This window comes from Streptomyces sp. NBC_00454 (assembly GCF_041434015.1).
Taxonomy (GTDB): Bacteria; Actinomycetota; Actinomycetes; order Streptomycetales; family Streptomycetaceae; genus Streptomyces.
The window spans coordinates 1,311,559-1,332,255 of record NZ_CP107907.1 but is presented as its reverse complement, the minus strand read 5'-3'; the positions used below and the strand labels follow the sequence as shown (position 1 = coordinate 1,332,255).

At 72.1% G+C, this 20,697-nt stretch carries 22 protein-coding genes; 17 read left to right on the top strand and 5 right to left on the bottom strand.

Annotated features, from left to right (window positions below; all coding sequences use genetic code 11):
• Positions 1 to 17: 17 nt before the first annotated feature.
• From OHU74_RS06165 to OHU74_RS06120, 10 genes are all read left to right on the top strand, one after another.
• Entirely contained in the window at positions 18 to 1,127 is a 1,110-nt protein-coding gene (locus OHU74_RS06165) for a quinone-dependent dihydroorotate dehydrogenase (protein WP_371614962.1), read from the top strand.
• Entirely contained in the window at positions 1,124 to 1,969 is an 846-nt protein-coding gene (gene pyrF / locus OHU74_RS06160) for an orotidine-5'-phosphate decarboxylase (RefSeq protein WP_371614961.1), read from the top strand. The genes OHU74_RS06165 and pyrF overlap by 4 nt, the downstream gene beginning before the upstream one ends.
• Positions 1,970 to 2,278: 309 nt before the next feature.
• Complete coding sequence (locus tag OHU74_RS06155; RefSeq protein ID WP_371614960.1) at positions 2,279 to 3,136, top strand: dihydroorotate dehydrogenase electron transfer subunit; 858 nt, start codon at positions 2,279 to 2,281, stop codon at positions 3,134 to 3,136.
• Complete coding sequence (locus tag OHU74_RS06150; protein WP_371614959.1) at positions 3,133 to 4,143, top strand: dihydroorotate dehydrogenase; 1,011 nt, start codon at positions 3,133 to 3,135, stop codon at positions 4,141 to 4,143. The genes OHU74_RS06155 and OHU74_RS06150 overlap by 4 nt, the downstream gene beginning before the upstream one ends.
• A gap of 245 nt (positions 4,144 to 4,388) precedes the next feature.
• Positions 4,389 to 4,712, top strand: a complete 324-nt coding sequence (locus OHU74_RS06145) for an integration host factor (protein ID WP_112452485.1) — start codon at positions 4,389 to 4,391, stop codon at positions 4,710 to 4,712.
• Positions 4,713 to 4,773: 61 nt separating this feature from the next.
• The gene (gene gmk, locus OHU74_RS06140) at positions 4,774 to 5,337 is read left to right on the top strand and encodes a guanylate kinase (RefSeq protein ID WP_371614958.1); all 564 of its coding nucleotides are present in this window, start codon (positions 4,774 to 4,776) and stop codon (positions 5,335 to 5,337) included.
• Positions 5,338 to 5,397: 60 nt separating this feature from the next.
• Entirely contained in the window at positions 5,398 to 5,670 is a 273-nt protein-coding gene (rpoZ, locus tag OHU74_RS06135) for a DNA-directed RNA polymerase subunit omega (protein ID WP_215032941.1), read from the top strand.
• A 115-nt stretch (positions 5,671 to 5,785) separates the two neighbouring features.
• Complete coding sequence (gene coaBC / locus OHU74_RS06130; RefSeq protein ID WP_330295395.1) at positions 5,786 to 7,012, top strand: bifunctional phosphopantothenoylcysteine decarboxylase/phosphopantothenate--cysteine ligase CoaBC; 1,227 nt, start codon at positions 5,786 to 5,788, stop codon at positions 7,010 to 7,012.
• 197 nt (positions 7,013 to 7,209) lie between these two features.
• Complete coding sequence (gene metK / locus OHU74_RS06125) at positions 7,210 to 8,418, top strand: methionine adenosyltransferase (RefSeq protein ID WP_330295394.1); 1,209 nt, start codon at positions 7,210 to 7,212, stop codon at positions 8,416 to 8,418.
• Positions 8,419 to 8,548: 130 nt separating this feature from the next.
• Positions 8,549 to 10,675 carry a primosomal protein N' gene (locus OHU74_RS06120; protein WP_371614957.1) on the top strand — a complete coding sequence of 709 codons (2,127 nt, stop codon included), beginning with the start codon at positions 8,549 to 8,551 and terminating at the stop codon, positions 10,673 to 10,675.
• A 263-nt stretch (positions 10,676 to 10,938) separates the two neighbouring features.
• On the opposite strand, the gene OHU74_RS06115 is transcribed toward OHU74_RS06120, so the two are convergent.
• Positions 10,939 to 11,463, bottom strand: a complete 525-nt coding sequence (locus OHU74_RS06115) for a hypothetical protein (RefSeq protein WP_371614956.1) — start codon at positions 11,461 to 11,463, stop codon at positions 10,939 to 10,941.
• A gap of 272 nt (positions 11,464 to 11,735) precedes the next feature.
• Between OHU74_RS06115 and fmt the strand changes: the two genes are divergently transcribed.
• From fmt to OHU74_RS06080, 7 genes are all read left to right on the top strand, one after another.
• Complete coding sequence (gene fmt, locus OHU74_RS06110; protein WP_371614955.1) at positions 11,736 to 12,680, top strand: methionyl-tRNA formyltransferase; 945 nt, start codon at positions 11,736 to 11,738, stop codon at positions 12,678 to 12,680.
• Between the two features lie 76 nt (positions 12,681 to 12,756).
• Positions 12,757 to 14,223: an RsmB/NOP family class I SAM-dependent RNA methyltransferase gene (locus tag OHU74_RS06105; protein WP_371614954.1), complete on the top strand. Its 1,467-nt coding sequence runs from the start codon at positions 12,757 to 12,759 to the stop codon at positions 14,221 to 14,223.
• A gap of 120 nt (positions 14,224 to 14,343) precedes the next feature.
• Complete coding sequence (gene rpe, locus OHU74_RS06100) at positions 14,344 to 15,030, top strand: ribulose-phosphate 3-epimerase (protein ID WP_330295389.1); 687 nt, start codon at positions 14,344 to 14,346, stop codon at positions 15,028 to 15,030.
• Between the two features lie 124 nt (positions 15,031 to 15,154).
• On the top strand, positions 15,155 to 16,168 hold the full coding sequence (locus OHU74_RS06095) for a sugar-binding domain-containing protein (RefSeq protein ID WP_330300812.1): 1,014 nt from the start codon (positions 15,155 to 15,157) through the stop codon (positions 16,166 to 16,168).
• Between the two features lie 150 nt (positions 16,169 to 16,318).
• A complete protein-coding gene (locus tag OHU74_RS06090) occupies positions 16,319 to 16,543 on the top strand; it encodes a hypothetical protein (RefSeq protein WP_112452447.1) in 225 nt (74 codons plus the stop codon).
• Positions 16,544 to 16,592: 49 nt separating this feature from the next.
• Positions 16,593 to 17,090, top strand: coding sequence for a ribonuclease domain-containing protein (locus tag OHU74_RS06085; RefSeq protein WP_371614953.1), 498 nt, complete (start codon positions 16,593 to 16,595; stop codon positions 17,088 to 17,090).
• On the top strand, positions 17,087 to 17,518 hold the full coding sequence (locus OHU74_RS06080) for a barstar family protein (RefSeq protein WP_371614952.1): 432 nt from the start codon (positions 17,087 to 17,089) through the stop codon (positions 17,516 to 17,518). Before OHU74_RS06085 ends, OHU74_RS06080 begins: the two co-directional genes overlap by 4 nt.
• Before the next feature lie 62 nt (positions 17,519 to 17,580).
• Here the strand turns inward: OHU74_RS06080 and OHU74_RS06075 are convergent, their stop codons facing one another.
• The 4 genes from OHU74_RS06075 to OHU74_RS06060 all read right to left on the bottom strand — a co-directional run bounded on the left by OHU74_RS06075 (position 17,581) and on the right by OHU74_RS06060 (position 20,692).
• On the bottom strand, positions 17,581 to 18,060 hold the full coding sequence (locus tag OHU74_RS06075) for a group II truncated hemoglobin (RefSeq protein ID WP_371614951.1): 480 nt from the start codon (positions 18,058 to 18,060) through the stop codon (positions 17,581 to 17,583).
• The gene (locus OHU74_RS06070; protein WP_330295385.1) at positions 18,057 to 18,392 is read right to left on the bottom strand and encodes an antibiotic biosynthesis monooxygenase; all 336 of its coding nucleotides are present in this window, start codon (positions 18,390 to 18,392) and stop codon (positions 18,057 to 18,059) included. The genes OHU74_RS06075 and OHU74_RS06070 overlap by 4 nt, the downstream gene beginning before the upstream one ends.
• 98 nt (positions 18,393 to 18,490) lie before the next feature.
• Positions 18,491 to 18,988, bottom strand: coding sequence for a hypothetical protein (locus OHU74_RS06065; RefSeq protein ID WP_371614950.1), 498 nt, complete (start codon positions 18,986 to 18,988; stop codon positions 18,491 to 18,493).
• A 60-nt stretch (positions 18,989 to 19,048) separates the two neighbouring features.
• Positions 19,049 to 20,692 carry an FAD-dependent oxidoreductase gene (locus OHU74_RS06060; RefSeq protein WP_371619582.1) on the bottom strand — a complete coding sequence of 548 codons (1,644 nt, stop codon included), beginning with the start codon at positions 20,690 to 20,692 and terminating at the stop codon, positions 19,049 to 19,051.
• Positions 20,693 to 20,697 lie beyond the last annotated feature (5 nt).

The window sequence follows — 20,697 nt, the reverse complement described above, 5'->3', positions numbered from 1 at the left end:
AAGGGAACCCCACGACGATGTACAAACTCTTCTTCAACCTGGTCTTCAAGCGCATGGACCCGGAGCAGGCCCACTACATGGCCTTCCGCTGGATCCGCCTCGCCGCCCGCACGCCGGTGCTCCGCACCTTCGTGGCGGCCTCCCTGGCCCCGCGCTACGAGGCCCTGCGCACCGAGGCCCTGGGCCTGCGGATGCACGGCCCCTTCGGGCTCGCGGCCGGCTTCGACAAGAACGCCGTCGCCATCGACGGGATGTCGATGCTCGGCTTCGACCACATCGAGATCGGCACGGTCACGGCCGAGCCCCAGCCCGGCAACCCGAAGAAGCGGCTGTTCCGGCTGGTCCCGGACCGCGCGCTGATCAACCGGATGGGCTTCAACAACGAGGGCTCGGCGGCCGTCGCCGAGCGCCTGGCCGCCCGTAACCCGGTCTTCAAGACCGTCGTCGGCGTCAACATCGGCAAGACCAAGGTGGTCCCGGAGGAGGAAGCCGTAGCGGACTACGTGGCCTCCACCGAGCGCCTGGCCCGCCACGCCGACTACCTGGTCGTCAACGTCTCCTCCCCGAACACCCCGGGCCTGCGCAACCTCCAGGCCACCGAATCCCTGCGGCCGCTGCTGACGGCCGTACGGGAGGCCGCGGACCGCGTGGTGACCGACCGCCGGGTCCCGCTCCTGGTCAAGATCGCGCCGGACCTCGCGGACGAGGACGTGGACGCGGTCGCCGACCTGGCCCTGGAACTGGGTCTGGACGGCATCATCGCCACCAACACCACGATCGCCCGCGAGGGCCTGGGCCTGAAGTCCTCCCCGTCCCTGATCAAGGAGACCGGCGGGCTGTCCGGCGCCCCGGTCAAGGAGCGCTCGCTGGAGGTCCTGCGCCGGCTGTACGCGCGCGTGGGCGACCGTCTGGTGCTCGTGGGCGTCGGCGGCATCGAGAACGCCGAGGACGCCTGGCAGCGGATCCTGGCGGGCGCCAGCCTGATCCAGGGCTACAGCGCCTTCATCTACGAGGGCCCCTTCTACGCCCGTGCCATCCACAAGGGCCTGGCCGCGCGCCTGGCCGCCAGCCCGTACGCGACGCTCGCCGAAGCGGTGGGCGCCGAAACCCGAAAGGCCGCGCTGTGACCTCTGCCCCTGTGATCCCGTTCGGTACGCGCCTGCGCGAGGCGATGGACACCCGCGGCCCGCTGTGCGTGGGCATCGATCCGCACGCGGCGCTGCTGGCTTCCTGGGGCCTGGGCGACGACATCGCGGGCCTGGAGAAGTTCTCCCGCACCGTGGTCGAGGCACTGGCCGACTCGGTGGCCGTCTTCAAGCCGCAGGCCGCCTTCTTCGAGCGGTTCGGCTCCAAGGGCATCGCGGTCCTGGAACAGACGGTCGCGGACGCCCGGTCCGCGGGCGCGCTGGTGGTCATGGACGCCAAGCGCGGCGACATCGGCTCGACGATGGCCGCCTACGCCGAGACCTTCCTCTCCCCGTCCTCGCCGCTCTTCTCCGACGCGCTGACGGTCTCCCCGTACCTGGGCTACGGCTCGCTCGCCCCCGCGGTCGAGCTGGCGCGGGCCTCGGGCGCCGGCCTGTTCGTCCTGGCCCTGACCTCCAACCCGGAAGGTGCGGAGGTCCAGCGGGCGGTGCGGTCGGACGGCCGGTCCATCGGCGCGACGATGCTGGCGCATCTGGCGGCGGAGAACGCGGGGGCCTCGCCGATGGGCTCCTTCGGAGCGGTGGTCGGCGCGACCCTGGGGGACCTGTCCTCCTTCGACCTGGAGATCAACGGGCCGCTGCTGGCCCCCGGCATCGGCGCGCAGGGCGCGACTGCGGCGGACCTGCCGGCGGTCTTCGGCGCGGCCGTGCGCAACGTCGTCCCGAACGTGTCCCGGGGGGTCCTGAAGCACGGCCCGGACGCGGGTGCGCTCCGCGCCTCTGCTCGTGCCTTCGCGGAGGAGATCCGCGCGGCCGTGGCGTAGCCGCCCGAAGCAGGGCCCTTCGCCCGTTTCCTGGGGCTCCGCCCCAGACCCCGCGCCTCAAACGCCGGCGAGGCTGGATCTTTCCAGCCCGTCCGGCGTTTGAGGACCGGGTCCGGGCAGAGCCCGGGGAACGGTGGAAGGGCGGGTAGGGGACAGCTCCGCGCAGCGGCACCCCCGCAGCCCGGGCCGCGGCAAGGGCAAGGGCGTACGGCCCGCAGGGTCGGGGCTTCGGACCGGTGCCGCCGCAGCGCAACGCGGGCGACGATGGGGCGGGGGGTTACGCCCCCTACCCCGGACGGAGCGCCCCGCGTGCCCCCCGTACAGACCACCGCCACCATCCGGCGGATCACGCCCGTCGGCGCCTACCACCACCTCGTCCTCGACGCCCCCGGCGTCACCGGCGTGCGCCCCGGCCACTTCGGCGCCCTCGCCATCGGCGGCCGCGACTCCGCCACACTGCTCCGCCGCGCCTTCTCCGTCCACCGCGCCGACCCCGGCGAAGGAACCGTCGAGTTCGTCTTCGCCGAGGCCGGCCGGGGGACCAGGGCGCTGGCCGCGCACCGGACCGGGGACACCGTCGACCTCATCGCCCCCCTCGGGACGCCCTTCCCGCTCCCCGTCGGCCCGGTCTCCGCGGTCCTGGTCGCCGGCGGCTACGGCAGCGCCCCGATGTTCGGCCTCGCCGAGGAGATCCGTGCCCGCGGCGGCCGGGTGGCCTTCGTGCTCGGCGCCGCCACCGAGGACCGGCTCTTCGGGGTCGAGCGGGCCGAGGCCCTCGCCGAGCACGTGTACGTGGTCACCGACGACGGTTCGGCCGGGCGCCGGGGTTGGGTCACGGACCCGCTCCGCGAGGCCATCACGGCGATCGGGGCCACCGAGGTCCACTCCTGCGGCCCGATGGGCATGCTCCGGGCCGTCACGGAGATCGCCACCGCCGCCGGAGCGGCCAGTCACACCGCCGTCGAGGAGGTGATGGCCTGCGGGATCGGGATCTGCATGAGCTGCGTCCTGCCCGTCACCGGCTCCGACGGCGTGACCCGTTTCCTTCGCTCCTGCACATCCGGCCCCGTTTTCGACGGCGCCACCGTCCGCTGGGAGCAGGCCGGAACCCTGTCGCCCGATCTCGAGGGCGCCGGTGCGATGACCCCGAAGGAGGCCCGTCGATGAGCGCGGTTGAGATGCCCGCCCCCATGCCCCCGATGCCCCCGGTGGAGCCGCTGCGGCCCGAGGACGTCGACATGTCGGCGCCCCTGGGTGCCCAGGTCACCCTCCCGAACCCCGTCTCCACCGCCTCCGGCTGCGCCGGCTACGGCCGGGAGCTGCACCGTTTCACCCCCCTAGGCGAGCTGGGCACCATCACCACCAAGACCGTGATGCCCTACGTCCGCTCCGGCCGCCCCACTCCCCGTACGGCGGAGACCCCCAGCGGGATGCTGAACTCCATCGGCCTCCAGGGCTCCGGCATCGACCAGTTCGTCGAGCAGGAGCTGCCCTGGCTGGCCGAGCACGGGGCCCGCGTCCTGGTGTCGGTCGCGGGGGAGCACCCGGAGGAGTTCGCGGCGGCCGCGGCCCGGCTGACCGGGCAGCCAGGGGTGGTCGGCATCGAGGCCAACATCTCCTGCCCCAACGTCGCCACCCGCGGGCTCGTCTTCGCCTGCGACGCGGAGGCCTCCTTCGAGGTGGTCGAGGCGGTCAGGGCGGCCGCCGATCCGGCGCTGCCCGTCTACGCCAAGCTGACGCCCGACGTGACCCGCATCACGGACATCGCGGCCGCCTGTACGGAAGCGGGTGCCGACGGGCTCTCGATGATCAACACCGTACTCGGGATGGCCATCGACACCGGGACGATGCGCCCGGCCCTCGCGGGGGTCACCGGGGGCCTCTCCGGGCCCGCGATCCGGCCCGTCGCCGTGCGCTGCGTGTTCCAGGTCCACGGGGCGATGCTGGCCGGCGGCGTACGGCGGGTACCCATCCTCGGCATGGGCGGGATCGCCTCCGGACGGGACGCGCTCGAATTCGTCCTCGCCGGCGCCTCCGGAGTGGCGGTCGGGACGGCGCTGTTCAACGATCCGTCATCGCCGCTGCGGATCCGCGACGACCTTCGTTCGGCACTCGCCGTACGCGGAATCGGAGCGTTCGAGGACGCCGTCGGGCGGGCTCATCGCACTGCCTGACGAAAATCGAACGTCTTTCACCGGACAAAACCGGGGTATTTTGTCCGTGATGTACGGTTCAGTGGAGGCTGACCAGGACTTTTCGTCCGTTCTCGCTGACTGGAGCGGTCATGGCCGCTAGTCTCCGACCAGAGTGAACGAGCAGCGATCGAGCACCACCGCTGTTCGGGAACTCGCCTGGTGTGATGCCTTCCGGCATTCCACCGGTCCGTATCCGACAGTTCGACATCCGAGGTGACGTAGGCGTGGCTCTTCCGCCCCTTACCCCTGAACAGCGCGCAGCAGCGCTCGAAAAGGCCGCCGCGGCTCGCCGGGAGCGGGCCGAGGTGAAGAATCGACTCAAGCACTCCGGCGCCTCCCTCCAGGACGTGATCAAGACGGGCCAGGAGAATGACGTCATCGGCAAGATGAAGGTCTCCGCACTTCTGGAGTCCCTGCCTGGCGTGGGCAAGGTGCGCGCCAAGCAGATCATGGAGCGTCTTGGCATCTCCGAGTCCCGGCGTGTCCGAGGTCTCGGTTCCAACCAGATCGCCTCTCTGGAGCGTGAGTTCGGCACCCCCGCCGGCTGACGCGTCGCCTGAAGTTCTCCCGGCGTTCTCAGGCAGTCCCGAGAAGCTGGATAATCGCTCTATGGCAGCAGAGGTTCGTCCGCGGCTGACCGTGCTCTCCGGCCCTTCGGGGGTCGGCAAGAGCACGGTCGTCGCGCATATGCGCAAGGTTCACCCCGAGGTCTGGCTCTCGGTGTCGGCCACCACCCGCAAGCCGCGGCCCGGTGAGCGACACGGAGTCCACTACTTCTTCGTCAACGACGACGAGTTCGACAAGCTGATCGCCAATGGCGAGCTGCTGGAGTGGGCCGAGTTCGCGGGCAACCGCTACGGCACACCGCGCGGCGCAGTACTGGAACGCCTGGAGAACGGCGAGCCGGTCCTGCTGGAGATCGATCTCCAGGGCGCACGGCTCGTGCGCGAGTCCATGTCCGAGGCGCAGCTGGTCTTCCTGGCTCCTCCGAGCTGGGACGAGCTGGTCCGCCGGCTCACTGGCCGGGGCACCGAATCGCCGGAGGTGGTCGAGCGCCGGCTCGCCGCCGCCAAGATCGAACTGGCTGCCGAATCCGAGTTCGACACCACCCTGGTCAACACCTCGGTCGAGGACGTGGCCCGCGAGCTGCTAACGTTGATGAATGTCGTTTGATCGCTGATCGATGTTCAATCGGTCAGTGCTTGATTTTCACCCATCTTCGGAAGGTAGAGCGTGTCCTCTTCCATTACTGCGCCCGAGGGCATCATCAACCCGCCGATCGACGAGCTGCTCGAGGCCACGGACTCGAAGTACAGCCTCGTGATCTACGCGGCCAAGCGTGCCCGTCAGATCAACGCGTACTACTCTCAGCTCGGCGAGGGCCTGCTTGAGTACGTCGGCCCGCTGGTGGACACCCACGTCCACGAGAAGCCGCTTTCGATCGCGCTGCGCGAGATCAACGCGGGTCTGCTGACCGCCGAGGCCATCGAGGCCCCGGCTCAGTAAGCACGTTTTCCTTTCACCACAGGCCCGGCAGACCATCTGCCGGGCCTGTGGTGTGTCATAGGTGTCGTAGGTGTCATGGGTATACGTACGGGGATCAGCCGAAGGGGCGTGTGTGGTGGCGGGTAAGCCGAAGGTCGTACTCGGAGTCAGTGGCGGGATCGCCGCCTACAAGGCCTGCGAGCTGCTGCGCCGGCTGACCGAGTCGGGGCACGACGTCCGCGTGGTGCCGACGGCGGCGTCGCTGAACTTCATCGGCGAGGCCACCTGGGCCGCCCTCTCCGGGAACCCGGCCTCCACCGAGGTCTGGGAATCCGTCCACGAGGTTCCGCACGTGCGCATCGGGCAGTCCGCCGACCTCGTCGTCGTCGCCCCGGCCACCGCCGACATGCTGGCCAAGGCCGCCCACGGGCTCGCCGACGACCTGCTCACCAACACCCTGCTCACCGCACGCTGTCCGGTGGTGTTCGCACCCGCGATGCACACCGAGATGTGGGAGCACCCGGCCACCCAGGAGAACGTGGCCACGCTGCGCCGCCGCGGCGCCGTGGTGATCGAGCCCGCGGTCGGGCGGCTCACCGGCAAGGACACCGGCAAGGGGCGGCTGCCCGACCCCGAGGAGATCTTCGAGGTCTGCCGGGGCGTCCTGCGGCGCGGTCCGGCCGGTGCGGCCGGGCCCGACCTGGCCGGCCGCCACGTGGTGATCAGCGCGGGCGGCACCCGCGAGCCGCTGGACCCGGTCCGGTTCCTCGGCAACCGCTCCTCCGGCAAGCAGGGCTACGCGCTGGCCCGTACCGCCGTCGCGCGCGGGGCCAGGGTCACCCTGGTCTCCGCCAATGCCGCGCTGGCCGATCCGGCCGGGGTGGACCTCGTACGCGTCGGGACCGCCCTGCAGATGCGCGAGGCCGTGCTCAAGGCGGCCGCCGACGCGGACGCCGTGGTGATGGCCGCGGCCGTGGCCGACTTCCGGCCGTCCCAGTACGCGGGCGGGAAGATCAAGAAGAAGGACGGGCAGGAGCCCGAACCGGTCTTCCTGGTGCGCAATCCAGACATCCTCGCCGAGGTTTCCGCGGACCGGGCCAGAGAAGGCCAGGTCGTCGTCGGATTCGCCGCGGAGACGGACGACGTACTGGCCAACGGGCGCGCCAAGCTCCTGCGCAAGGGCTGCGACCTGCTCGTCGTGAACGAGGTCGGAGAGTCGAAGACCTTCGGTTCCGAGGAGAACGAGGCGGTCGTCCTGGCCTCCGACGGCACCGAGACGGCTGTGCCCCATGGTCCGAAAGAAGTACTCGCAGAGGTGATTTGGGATCAAGTCGCACTGCGTCTGTTGCCCCGGCGCGCCTGAGCGTCGGCCCTTTCCGGGGGCACCTCCGTGCGTCAGAATGGAGTGCCGCAGGTCATCCGCCCTCCCACAGGGCGAGACGGGTGGTCCTAAGTACGGTGGCGACCGATAAACTGCATCCGGAACGTGATCGGGCGCAGCCCCCGGTGTGGTTCCGCCAATAGATTCAGCCAGCAGCCGCTGCAACCCCAGGGAGCGTTGTGTCCCGTCGCCTGTTCACCTCGGAGTCTGTGACCGAGGGTCACCCCGACAAGATCGCTGACCAGATCAGCGACACCATCCTCGACGCGCTCCTCACCGAGGACCCGACCTCGCGCGTGGCCGTGGAGACCCTCATCACCACCGGTCTCGTCCACATCGCCGGCGAGGTGACGACGAAGGCGTACGCGCCGATCGCCCAGCTCGTCCGCGACAAGATCCTCGAGATCGGCTACGACTCCTCGAAGAAGGGCTTCGACGGCGCCTCCTGCGGCGTGTCGGTGTCCATCGGCGCGCAGTCCCCGGACATCGCGCAGGGCGTGGACACCGCGTACGAGAAGCGCGTCGAAGGCGACGAGGACGAGCTCGACAAGCAGGGTGCCGGCGACCAGGGCCTGATGTTCGGCTACGCCTGCGACGAGACCCCCGAGCTCATGCCGCTGCCGATCCACATCGCGCACCGCCTCTCCAAGCGGCTGTCCGAGGTCCGCAAGAACGGGACGATCCCGTACCTGCGCCCCGACGGCAAGACCCAGGTCACCATCGAGTACGACGGTGACAAGGCCGTCCGCCTCGACACCGTCGTCGTCTCCTCGCAGCACGCCGCGGACATCGACCTGGACTCGCTGCTCGCCCCGGACATCCGCGAGTTCGTCGTGGAGTACGTGCTGGCGCAGCTCGTCGAGGACGGCATCAAGCTCGACACCGAGGGCTACCGCCTCCTGGTCAACCCGACCGGGCGCTTCGAGATCGGCGGCCCGATGGGCGACGCCGGTCTGACCGGCCGCAAGATCATCATCGACACCTACGGCGGCATGGCCCGTCACGGTGGCGGCGCCTTCTCGGGCAAGGACCCGTCCAAGGTCGACCGCTCCGCCGCGTACGCCATGCGCTGGGTCGCCAAGAACGTCGTCGCCGCGGGCCTCGCCTCGCGCTGCGAGGTCCAGGTCGCCTACGCGATCGGCAAGGCCGAGCCCGTCGGTCTCTTCGTCGAGACCTTCGGCACCCACAAGGTGGACGTGCAGAAGATCGAGGACGCGATCGGCCAGGTCTTCGACCTGCGTCCGGCCGCGATCATCCGCGACCTCGACCTGCTCCGCCCGATCTACGCCCAGACCGCCGCGTACGGCCACTTCGGCCGCGAGCTGCCGGACTTCACCTGGGAGCGCACCGACCGCGTCGACGCCCTGCGCGCCGCCGCCGGTCTGTAAGACCTCGTAGGACCTGCAAGACCTGTAGGACCCGCTGTACGCAAGGCCCCGGACCCCTGTGGTGGTCCGGGGCCTTCCGCGTTCCCGCCGGGCGCCGCCGTTGTCGGTGGGGTTTGGTAAGAATGCCCATGTGAGCAGCACCAATGACGCGGACGGGTACAGCGGGCCGGGAGGCCCGCCGGAGCAGCTCGCGCTGATCCGGGAGACGATCGCCGAGGCGAAGGCCAAGGCGCCCAAGGCCAAGCCGCGGACCTGGCGCGGGGCCTCCGTCGCCGAGGAGCTGCCCGTCGCCCGGGTCCTGGTGAACAAGGGCGTGCTCCACCTCGACCGGCTCTTCGACTACGCGGTGCCCGCCGAGCTCTCCGAGTCCGCCCAGCCGGGCGTCCGGGTCCGGGTCCGGTTCGGTGCGGGCTCCCACCGGGTGCACGGCGGCCGCCGCGAGGGCGGCGGGCTCATCGACGGGTTCATCGTCGAGCGGCGCGCCGAGTCCGACTACAACGGTGCCCTCGCCGCCCTCGCCCAGGTGGTCTCCTCCGAGGTCGTCCTGGGCCCCCGGATGCTCGCGCTCGCCCGCGCCGTCGCCGACCGGTACGCCGGCAGCCTCGCCGACGTGCTCCAGCTCGCGCTGCCCGCGCGCAGCGCCCGCGCCGAAGCCAAGCCGTCCCCCGAGCCGCTGCCCCCGCCCGCCGCGCCCGACCCCGCCGGCTGGGAGCGGTACGGGGCCGGCCCCGGCTTCCTGCGGGCCCTGGCCGCCGGCTCCGCCCCGCGCGCCGTGTGGACCGCCCTGCCCGGCCCCGGCTGGGCCGACGAGCTGGCCCGCGCCATGGCCGCCACCCTCGCCTCCGGCCGCGGCGCCCTCGCCGTGGTCCCCGACGGGCGCACCGCCGCCCGGGTCGACGCCGCCCTGACCGCCCTCCTCGGCGAGGGACGGCACGCGCTGCTGACCGCCGAGTCGGGGCCCGAGAAGCGCTACCGCCAGTGGCTCGCCGTCAGCCGGGGCTCGGTGCGGGCCGTCGTCGGCACCCGGGCCGCCATGTTCGCGCCCGTCCGCGACCTCGGGCTCGTCGCCGTCTGGGACGACGGGGACTCCAGCCACAGCGACGACCACGCCCCCTTCCCGCACGTGCGGGAGGTACTGGAGCTGCGCGCGGTCACCGACGGCTGCGCCTTCCTCGTGGGCAGCACCAGCTGCACCGTGGAGGCCGCCCAGCTCGTCGAGTCCGGCTGGGCCCGGCCGCTGGTGGCCGACCGCGAGACCGTACGCACGTACGCGCCCCGCATCCGCACCGTCGGCGACGAACTCCTGGCCCGGGACGGGGCGGCGCGGGCCGCGCGGCTGCCGAGCCTGGCGTGGGAGACCGTACGGGAGGGCCTCAAGACGGGGCCCGTGCTGGTCCAGGTGCCCCGGCGCGGCTACGTGCCCCGGCTGGCCTGCGAGCGGTGCCGCACCCCGGCCCGCTGCACGGTGTGCGCGGGCCCTCTGGAGGCCCCCGACGAGCGGGACCTGCACTGCGGCTGGTGCGGGCGGCAGGAGACCTCCTGGCACTGCGAGGAGTGCGGTTCGTTCCGGCTGCGGGCCCAGGTGGTCGGCGCCCGGCGCACCGCCGAGGAACTGGGGCGGGCCTTCCCGGCCGTGCCCGTACGGACCTCCGGGCGCGACCACATCCTCGACGAGGTCCCGGACCGGCCCGCGCTGGTGGTGTGCACGCCCGGCGCCGAACCGGTCGCCGCGGGCGCCGGGTACGCGGCGGCGCTGCTGCTGGACGGCTGGGCCATGCTCACCCGGCCCGACCTGCGGGCGAGCGAGGAGGCGCTGCGGCGCTGGATCGCCGCGGCCTCGCTGGTACGGGGGGACGGGCAGGTCGTGGTGGTCGCCGAGCCGACGCTGCGGCCGGTCCAGGCGCTCGTGCGGTGGGACCCCGTCGGACACGCGGTGCGGGAGCTCGCGGAGCGGGCCCAGCTGGGCTTCCCGCCGGTCTCGCGGATGGCGGCGGTGGCGGCGGGCAGCGCGGAGGCCGTCGAAGCCTTTCTGGCGGGGGCCGTGTTGCCGCCGGATGCGGAGGTGCTGGGGCCCGTGCCGCTGCCGGGTCGGCGGGGGGAGGCCGTGGCGGGGGAGCGGGCGCTGGTGCGGGTGCCGCCGGGTAGCGGCGCGGCTTTGGCGGCGGCGCTGAAATCGGCGCAGGCCGCGCGGCTGGCCCGGGGGGCCCCTGCCTCGGAGGCGGTCCGGATCCGGATCGACCCGCTGGACATCGGGTAGGCCGGGCCGCCTGGCGGGCCTGGCGGGGTGGGTGGGCCCTGCGGGGCGTGTCCCCTACCCGCCCTTCCACCGTTCCCCGGGCTCTGCCCGGACCCCTGGGGCTCCGCCCCAGACCCCGCGCCTCAAACGCCGGCGGGGCTGAAATTGCCGGCTTTCAGGTGCAGGCGGACGACGAACGCCCCCGGCGGGCGACCGGGTGGGTCGCTCCGCCGGGGGCGGTGGCCGTCGGGGGTCGGCGTCCCGGCGGCGCGGGGGCCGGGAGGTCAGCCGTTGCGGGGGCCCGGGAAGGCTCCGGTGCGGGCGGACGCGGTAGCGTCCTCGCGCGCCGGCTGCGGCGGGACCGAGCGGGCCGCCGGGATCGTGGGCAGCGGGCCCAGGGTGCGGGTCGTCGTGCCCTCGGCCAGGGGCTCGCGCTCGCGCTCGACGGGCTCCGCGCTCTGCGCCCGCCGGGCACCGTAGCGCCGGTGCACGGCCTGCTTGGTGACGCCGAGCGCCGAGCCCACCGCGTCCCACGAGAAGCCGAGCGAGCGGTCGAAGTCCACCGCGGCGGTGACCAGCGTCTCGACGCTGTCCCGCAGTTCCTGTGCGAGGCGGACGGTGGGCGCGGGCGCGCGGCCGTAGACGACGAAGCCCGTGGAGGGGCCCGAGCGGCGCGGGCGGTACACGTTGCCGAGCTGGGCGGTGAGGGTACGCAGAGCATCCACCTGCCGGCGAACCCGCTCGATGTCCCGCACCAGGAGGTGCAAGCTGGCCCGTGCTTGGGCGTCGTGGGTGGCGTGGTCGGCCATGAAGAAGCCTCTCGAACCGGTGCTGAAGAGCGGATCGGGCCGCAGACACCGTTCTGTTTCGCGGCCCGTTTCGGTCAATCTCTCTTGACCAACGCGCTACCCGGCGGCCAGGTCACGCTATGGGGGCGTGTCGGCATATGCGAGGAGCGCGCGTGTGTGCGTACGCCCCCTCGCGGGGCCCCGTGAGCGGGGGCGCCGCGCAGGTGGGACGGTGGGCGCGCAGACCATAGACTGGTGCGCTGCTGACAGCCGAGATAGCGAGGTAGACCCCAGTGAAGCTCGTCTTCGCAGGCACCCCCGAGGTCGCCGTGCCCGCCCTGGACGCCTTGATCGCCTCCGGGCGACACGAGGTCGCCGCCGTCGTCACCCGGCCCGACGCACCGGCTGGCCGCGGCCGCCGCCTCGTCGCCAGCCCCGTCGCCGAGCGCGCCGAGGAAGCCGGCATCGAGGTGCTCAAGCCCGCCCGGCCGCGCGACCCGGACTTCCAGGCCCGGTTGAGGGAGATCGGGCCCGACTGCTGCCCGGTCGTCGCCTACGGCGCGCTGATCCCCAAGAGCGCCCTGGACATCCCGAAGCACGGCTGGGTCAACCTGCACTTCTCCCTGCTGCCCGCCTGGCGCGGTGCCGCGCCGGTCCAGCAGTCGATCATGGCGGGGGACCAGGTCACCGGTGCCTCCACCTTCCGGATCGAGGAGGGGCTGGACACCGGCCCCGTCTTCGGGATCCTCACCGAGGAGATCCGGCCCACGGACACCAGCGGTGACCTCCTGACCCGCCTCGCGTTCGCGGGCTCCGGGCTGCTGGTCGCCACCATGGACGGCATCGAGGACGGCACCCTGCGGGCCGTGGAGCAGCCCGCCGACGGGATCTCCCTCGCGCCGAAGATCACCGTCGAGGACGCCCGGGTGGAGTGGACGGCGCCCGCGATGCGCGTCGACCGGCTGGTGCGCGGCTGCACCCCGGCGCCGGGCGCGTGGACGGTCTTCCGCGGGGAGCGGCTCAAGCTGATCTCGGTCGGCCTGGTCACGGACCGGACGGACCTGAAGCCGGGGGACATGGGCGTGGGCAAGAACAACGTCCACGTCGGCACCGGCTCGCACGCCGTGGAACTGCTGTGGGTGCAGCCGCAGGGCAAGAAGCCGATGAAGGCCGCCGACTGGGCGCGCGGGGTGCGGATCGCTCCCGGCGAGCGGCTGGGCGGGTCCGACGTAGGCTGATTTGCGCAATCGTTCCTTCGTTTCATCCCAGAAGCCTCATCCTCATAGCGTTACGTAACTCCGGAGCACCTTTCACGTGAGCGAACAGCCTCCTCGCCGACCGGCCGCCACCAAGGCCAACGGCAAGCCCGCCAAGCCCTACCGCCGGCCCCAGAAGGACCCCGTCCGGATGCTGGCCTTCGAGGTGCTGCGGGCGGTGGACGAGCGCGACGCGTACGCGAACCTCGTGCTGCCGCCGCTGCTGAAGAAGGCCCGCAAGGACGAGACCTTCCAGGCGCGGGACGCGGCGCTGGCCACCGAGCTGGTCTACGGGACGCTGCGCCGCCAGGGCACGTACGACGCGGTCATCAAGGCCTGCATCGACCGGCCGCTGCGCGAGGTGGACCCGCCGGTCCTGGACGTGCTCTCGCTCGGCGCGCACCAGCTGCTCGGCACCCGCATCCCCACGCACGCGGCGGTGTCCGCGAGTGTGGAGCTGGCGCGGGTGGTGCTCGGCGACGGGCGTGCGAAGTTCGTGAACGCGGTGCTCCGCAAGATCGCCGCGCACGACCTGGAGGGCTGGCTGGAGAAGGTGGCGCCGCCGTACGAGGACGACGCCGAGGAGCACCTCGCGGTGTACCACTCGCATCCCAGGTGGGTGGTGACCGCGCTGTGGGACTCGCTGGGCGGCGGGCGGGCCGGCATCGAGGACCTGCTGGAGGCCGACAACGAGCGGCCCGAGGTCACGCTGGTGGCACGCCCCGGACGGTCCACCCAGGAGGAGCTCCTGGAGGCCGTCGGCGAGGACTCGGCGCTGCCGGGCCGCTGGTCCCCGTACGCGGTCCGGATGGCCGAGGGCGGCGAGCCGGGTGCGCTGGAGGCCGTGCGCGAGGGACGGGCCGGTGTCCAGGACGAAGGCAGCCAGCTGGTGGCCATGGCCCTGGCGGCCGTCCCGGTCGAGGGCCGCGACGAGCGCTGGCTCGACGGCTGCGCGGGCCCCGGCGGCAAGGCGGCCCTGCTGGCGGCCCTGGCCGCGCAGCGCGGGGCGTTCCTGCTGGCCTCCGAGAAGCAGCCGCACCGGGCCCGGCTCGTCGAGCGGGCGCTGGCCGGCAACCCCGGCCCGTACCAGGTCATCACGGCGGACGGAACGCGCCCGCCGTGGCTGCCGGGCTCCTTCGACCGGGTCCTGATGGACGTCCCCTGCTCCGGCCTGGGCGCGCTGCGCCGCCGCCCGGAGGCGCGGTGGCGGCGCCGGCCGGAGGACCTGGAGAGCTTCGCGCCGCTCCAGCGCGGCCTGCTGCGCGAGGCCCTGTCGGCGGTCCGCGTGGGCGGGGTCGTGGGCTACGCGACCTGCTCGCCGCACCTGGCGGAGACCCGGGTGGTCGTGGAGGACGTACTGAAGGGGCGCGGCGCGGGCATGTCCCCGGTGTCCGCGGAACTGATCGACGCGCGGCCGTACATGCAGGAGGTGCCGGCGCTGGGCGACGGCCCGGACGTACAGCTCTGGCCGCACCTGCACGGGACGGACGCGATGTACCTGGCGTTGATCAGGCGCACGGCGTAGGCCGTCCAGCAGCCGTGAGAGGTGGGGGCGGCGGGGCCGCCGGGGTCGGCCGGTTCCCGCGCTCCCGCCTACTTCCGGGGTAGTGGCCGGAAGCCGCCTGCGGCATGGCACGCTTGGGGCATGGCCGTTCAGATCAATCCCAGCATCTTGTCCGCCGACTTCGCCCGGCTCGCCGAGGAGGCGAAGGCCGTCCAGGGGGCCGACTGGCTGCATGTCGACGTCATGGACAACCACTTCGTCCCGAACCTCACGCTCGGCATGCCGATCGTGGAGTCGTTGAGCCGTGCCACGGACATCCCGCTGGACCTGCACCTGATGATCGAGGACCCCGACCGGTGGGCCCCCCAGTACATCGAGGCCGGCGCCGGTTCCGTGACCTTCCACGCCGAGGCCGCGGCCGCGCCGGTGCGGCTCGCGCGGGAGATCCGGGCCAAGGGGGCTCGGGCGTCCATGGCGCTGAAGCCCGCGACGCCGATCGAGCAGTACGAGGACATCCTTCCCGAGCTCGACATGGTGCTGATCATGACCGTCGAGCCCGGCTTCGGCGGTCAGCCGTTTCTGGACATCATGCTGCCCAAGATCCGCCGCACCCGCGAGCTGATCTCCAAGCACGGCCTCGAGGTGTGGCTCCAGGTCGACGGCGGGGTCTCGGCCTCGACCATCGAGCGGTGCGCGGAGGCCGGCGCGGACGTGTTCGTCGCGGGCAGCGCGGTCTACGGAGCGGTGGACCCCGCGGCTGCCGTACGCACGCTGCGTGAGCAGGCGGGCGTGGCGATCGCCGCGGCGCCCTGGGCTTGCGACCACTGAGACAAGGCTTGGTGAACAGCTCGGTGAACGGGAGCTGTCCAGGCTGATCAACGGCCGTCGGATCTGACAGGATGAACGGCGAGTCGAGAGTGTGAACAGCAGTGAGGAGAACGCGGTGTCTGCAATGTCGGCGGGACGGTCAGCCCTGCGGATGGGACCCGCGGAGCTGGTGCAGGCGGCGGCCATGGCGCGCCGCTTCTACCTGGAGGGGAAGTCCAAGATCCAGATCGCCGAGGAGTTCGGCGTGAGCCGCTTCAAGGTGGCCCGGGTCCTGGAGACCGCCCTGGAGCGCGACCTCGTACGCATCGAGATCCGGGTGCCGGCCGAGCTGGACGCGGAGCGCTCCGACGCGCTGCGCGCCCGGTACGGGCTGCGGCACGCGGTCGTGGTCGAGTCCCCGGCCGATGCCACCGAGGACGCCCCGGACCCGGAGAACCTGGGCGCCGTGGCCGCCGATCTGCTGGGCGAGCTCGTCAACGAGGGCGATGTACTGGGCCTCGCGTGGGGGCGCTCGACCATCCACATGGCCGCCTCCCTGCACCGGCTGCCCCCGTGCACCGTCGTCCAGCTGACCGGCGTGTACGACGCCGGGACGGCCGAGCGCGGGTCCGTGGAGGCCGTGCGCAGGGCCGCGCAGGTCTCGGGCGGGGACGCGCACCCCATCTACGCCCCGATGCTGCTGCCGGACCCGGCCACCGCGGCCGCCCTGCGCAACCAGACGGGGATCGCGCGCGCCTTCGAGTACTTCGACAAGGTCACCGTCGCCGCCGTCTCCATCGGTTCCTGGGAGCCGGGGATCTCGACCGTCCACGACATGCTGAGCGACGAGGAGCGGGCGCACTACGCCTCGCTGGGGGTGGCCGCCGAGATGTCGGCCCACCTGTTCGACTCGGAAGGCCGCCGGGTCGGCCGGGACCTCGGAGAGCGCTGCATCACCGTGGAGGCCGACCGGCTGCGCAGGATCCCCGAGGTCGTGGCCATCGCCGGCGGGCTGCGCAAGGCCTCCGCGATCGGGGCGGTGCTGCGGTCGGGACTGGTGACCAGCCTGGTCACCGACACCGCCGTGGCGGACTACCTGCTGACGGAATCGCAGCCCGGTCTGCGTCCCGCGCTGGAGCGGGCCGACCCCGACGAGTGACCCTCGACGAACGTTCGGCCGGATTGGTCCGATTGTTCGGATGAATGGCGGCCAAACGCGGACGCGCGATGTTCGCTGATGCGGATGGTGCCGTAATCGATATCCGAACGGCGGACCGTTCGACCGCCTGCTGGGCGCATACTGGGTGCAATGACAAAGTCCGCAGTACCTCGCCGCCATTTGCCGTCCAGCCCGTTCAAGGCCCCCGTGGAAGCGCCGCTCCGGCACTTCAGCGTCGGCGACCGGGTTACTCACGACGAGCACGGCCTCGGCCGTGTCGTCGCAGTAGAGGAGGGGATCGCTGTCCTCGTCGAATTCGGGCCCGAGGTCCGGAAACGAATCCTGAGTCCCTACACCAAGATGGCCGCTCTCTGAAGCCAGCTCGCGATTCGCGGGAGAATCGGATATTTGGCACGATCGGTGCATGATCTTTCGGAACGTGCCCCGATCGTTGCTGCGTGTGCTGGGAGCTGTGCTCCTCTGCGCGGCACTGGTCGGTGCGGTGGGCTGCAGCGGGAAGAATCCCGCGCCTACCGCCGCCGCCAGTACGAGTGCCAGTAGCGGTAGAAGCAGTGCCAGTACCGGTGCCGAAGCGGTCCCGAGTGGCTCCGCCGCGCCGACCGCCGCGCCCGGATGGGCGAAGGGGATGGCGACGGTACGCGCTGCCGCGCTGCCGCAGCAGGCCCGTGACGTGCTCGCGCTGATCGACAAGGGCGGGCCGTACCAGTACCGGCAGGACGGCACGGTCTTCGGGAACTTCGAGAAGGCCCTGCCCCAGAAGAAGCGTGGCTACTACCACGAGTTCACCGTGAAGACTCCCGGTGAACGAGATCGCGGGGCCCGGCGGATCGTGACCGGTGAGGGCGGGGAGTTCTTCTACACGGACGACCACTACAAGACCTTCAAGGCGGTTCTCCGATGACCCTGGACCCGCAGCAGCCCCTGGCCCCTGCCGTCGCCGCCGCCGAGGAGGCGGGGTGGGCGGTGCTGAGGCTGGACCTGGACGGGGTACGGAGCAAGACCGAGCTCATGCGGCGGTGCGGCGAGGCGCTGGCCCTGCCCGAGTGGTTCGGCGGGAACTGGGACGCGCTGGCGGACTGCCTGATCGATCTGTCCTGGCTGCCGGGGGCGCCGGGGCGGCTGCTGGCCGTGACCTCGTGGGGCGGGTACGCGGCGGCCAGGCCGGGGGACTGGGCGACCTTCGAGGACGTCCTGGAACAGGCCGTGGACTTCTGGCGGGACTCGACCGAGGGCGCGCTGACCGTGCTGCTGGCGGCGCCCGAGCCCAGGCCCCGGCCGAAGCCTGGTCCGCCGAAGCCGAGTCCGGGTCCGGGCTCGCACAAGCGGTGAAACACCGACGCCGAAACGTGTGGGGCAGGGGCGGAGCCCCTGCCCCACACGTTTCACCGCGGTCAGCCCTTCGGGATCCAGGGTGGTGTCTGCCCCCAGGACCAGACCGGGATGTCGGCCGCGTTCACGGGGGGCGGGTTGGGACCCGAGTAGATCAGGGCCATCCGGGTGCCCCACTCGATGTAGTACGCGAACACCGCGCGGAACTCCGGGTCGGTGGGCAGCCCCACCTCGTCGGCCGTGTCCATCAGCAGGTCCACCCAGCGGCGGCGCTGCCCTTCGGTGATCGCGCGGCCCAGGTGCTTGGTGGCCATGTGCTGGTGGCCGCCGTGGGCCGCGGTGTACTCCTTCGGGCCGCCGAAGACCTCCGACAGCCAGACCGCGACGTGCCGGGGGTGCTCCGAGTCCATGCCGGCGAAGACCGGGGCCAGGATCTCGTCCTGCAGGGCGTGGGCGTAGAAGACGTCCGTGAGGCGGTTCATCGCCTCTTCCCCGCCCATCCACTCGTAGATGGTGGGCGTGGTGCCGGGTGCGGTGCTCATGAGGGGTCGGCGGCCTTTCCGGGCCCGGCGACCTCGGTGACGAGGTAGTGCTGCATTTCCTCGATGGCCGTCACGTACGGGCGGATCGCGCTGAAGAAGGCCGGGAAGTGCTCGCCCTTGCGGAATCCGTTGAGGTGGGCGTCGACCGAGGTCCAGCGGATGCGCAGGATGTAGTGCTCCCGGTCGTTCTCCTCCTCGCAGCGCGCCAGTTCGTAGTCGATGCACTCCGGCGAGGCCGCCAGGGCCTCGGCCGCCTTGACGTACGCGCTCTCGAAGGCGGGCTGGTCGTCCAATGCGATCCGGTAGCGGATGTATTCGACGGTGGTGGTCATGGTGCGTGCCTCTCCCTGGGGTCGGGCGTTGATCGCCGCTGGTCTGGTACCGCGGTCAGCGTGGCGTGATCATGCGCGGATGCGGAGCGCTTTGCGCGTTATGACGCAGACTTCTGGGAGTCGGTGACGTCCGGACCCTCGGCGCGGACCTGCTGGACCCGGGCCAGGGACTCGCGGAGCTCGGTGAGCCAGGGGTCGGTGTTGCGGCCGACCAGGCGGACGCACCAGGCCAGGGCGTCGGCGCGGCTGCGGGCGACCCCGCCCGCGACCAGGGTGTCGAGCACCTGGCGTTCGGACTGGCGCAGCCGGGTCATCACCGGGACCGCGAGGTGGGTGAAGACGGTCTTGTCCTCGCCCGACTGGACGGCCCAGGCGACCTTGCGGCGGTAGAGCTCCTCCGCCTCCCGGGCCACTTCGATGCGCTGTTCGCGGGTGCGTTCGCGGAAGGCCGCGACGGATTCGGCCGCGGGGATGGCGCCGAGGACGGTGATCTCCTCCCGGTCCACCGTGACCGAGAGGAGGGACTCGTAGATGTCCACCGGCAGGCGCTCGGCGAACCAGGCGCGAAGCTGTTCGTTCTGCTCGGATGTAATCATGTAATCAACGGTGCGTCCGGTCCCGGCTTGATCGCAAGGGTGCCGGGACCGTGTTCGCTCTCAGCCCATCGAGCGGTAGCGGTGGATCAGTGAGACCGCCATGGCTCCCTCGCCCACGCCCGAGGCGACCCGCTTGACCGAGTGGGCCCGTACGTCTCCCGCCGAGAAGACCCCGGGGACGCTCGTCTCGAGGGGGTACGGGGCGCGCTCCAGGCTCCACTCCTCCGGGAGCTCGCCGCCGTTGGAGATGAGGTCGGAGCCGGTGAGGACGAAGCCGAACTCGTCCCGCTCCACCACCCCGGCCAGCCAGTCGGTGTGCGGGCGGGCGCCGATGAAGGTGAACATGAAGCGCGCCGGGACCTCCCGGTCCTCGCCGGTGTCCGCGTCGTGGAGGGTCAGGCGTTCGAGGTGGTCCTCGCCGTCGAGGCGCACGACCGTGGTGCGGACCTTCACCTCGATGTTCGGGGTGCGCTCGATCTCGTCGATGAGGTACCGGGACATGCTCGCGTCCAGGGACCCGGCGCGCACCAGGATCGTCACCCGGGCCGCGTACTTCGCGAAGTGCACCGCCGCCTGGCCGGCCGAGTTGGCGCCGCCCACGATGAACACGTGCTGCGAGATGCACGCAGAGCTCTCGGTGGTCGCCGCCCCGTAGTACAGCCCGGCGCCCTCGAAGCGGTCCGCGCCGGGGGCGTCCAGCCGGTTGTACGAGACCCCGGTCGCCAGGAGCACCGTCTCGGCGCTGATCTCCGTACCGTCCGCCAGGGTCAGGATTTTCGCCGGGTCGTCCCGGGTCAGCGAGACCACCTCCACCGGGTGCAGGATCTCGGCGCCGAACCGGGCCGCCTGGATGGTGGCGCGGCGGGTCAGGTCGCCGCCGGAGAGGCCGGAGGGGAAGCCGAGGTAGTTCTCGATCAGGCTGGAGGTGCCGGCCTGGCCGCCCGGGGCGCGGGAGTCCAGCATCAGGGTGGACAGGCCCTCGGACGCCGAGTAGACGCCGGCCGCGAGGCCCGCCGGGCCCGCCCCGACGATCACGCACTCGTAGTGCGGGCGGGAGGCGGTGGTGGCCAGGCCCAGGCGCTGGGCGAGCTGGGTGTCGCTCGGCGCGGAGAGCACCGAGCCGTCGGGGAAGCGGACCAGCGGGAGCGCCGCGCCGGCCTGGGCGGCGGCGATCACGGTGAGCGCCTCCGGGTCCCGTTCGACGTTGAGGAAGCGGAACGGCTGGCCGTTGCGGGTGAAGAAGTCCCGGACGGCGTGGGTGCCGGGGGAGACCAGGTGGCCCGCGACGATGATCCCGTCGTACGCGGGGCGGTAGGTGGCCAGCCAGTCCGACAGGAGGTCGTCCAGGACGGGGAAGAGCCGCTCGTGGGGCGGGTCCCACGGCTTGAGCAGGTAGTAGTCCAGGCGGACCCGGTTGATGGCGGTGATGGCCGCGTCCGTCTCGGCGTAGGCCGTCAGCAGGACCCGGCGGGCGTCCGGGAAGCGGGAGACGGCTTCGAGTAGGAACTCGACGCCCGTGACGTCGGGCATCCGCTGGTCCACGAGGAAGAGCGCCGGGTCGTGGCCGCGTTCGTCGAGGGAGTCCAGGATCTTGAGGGCGTCGGCGGCCGAGGAGGCGCCGAGGACCCGGTAGCGGTCGCCGTAGGCGCTGCGCAGGTCCCGGCGGACGGCGCGCAGCACCTGCGGGTCGTCGTCCACGGCCAGGATGA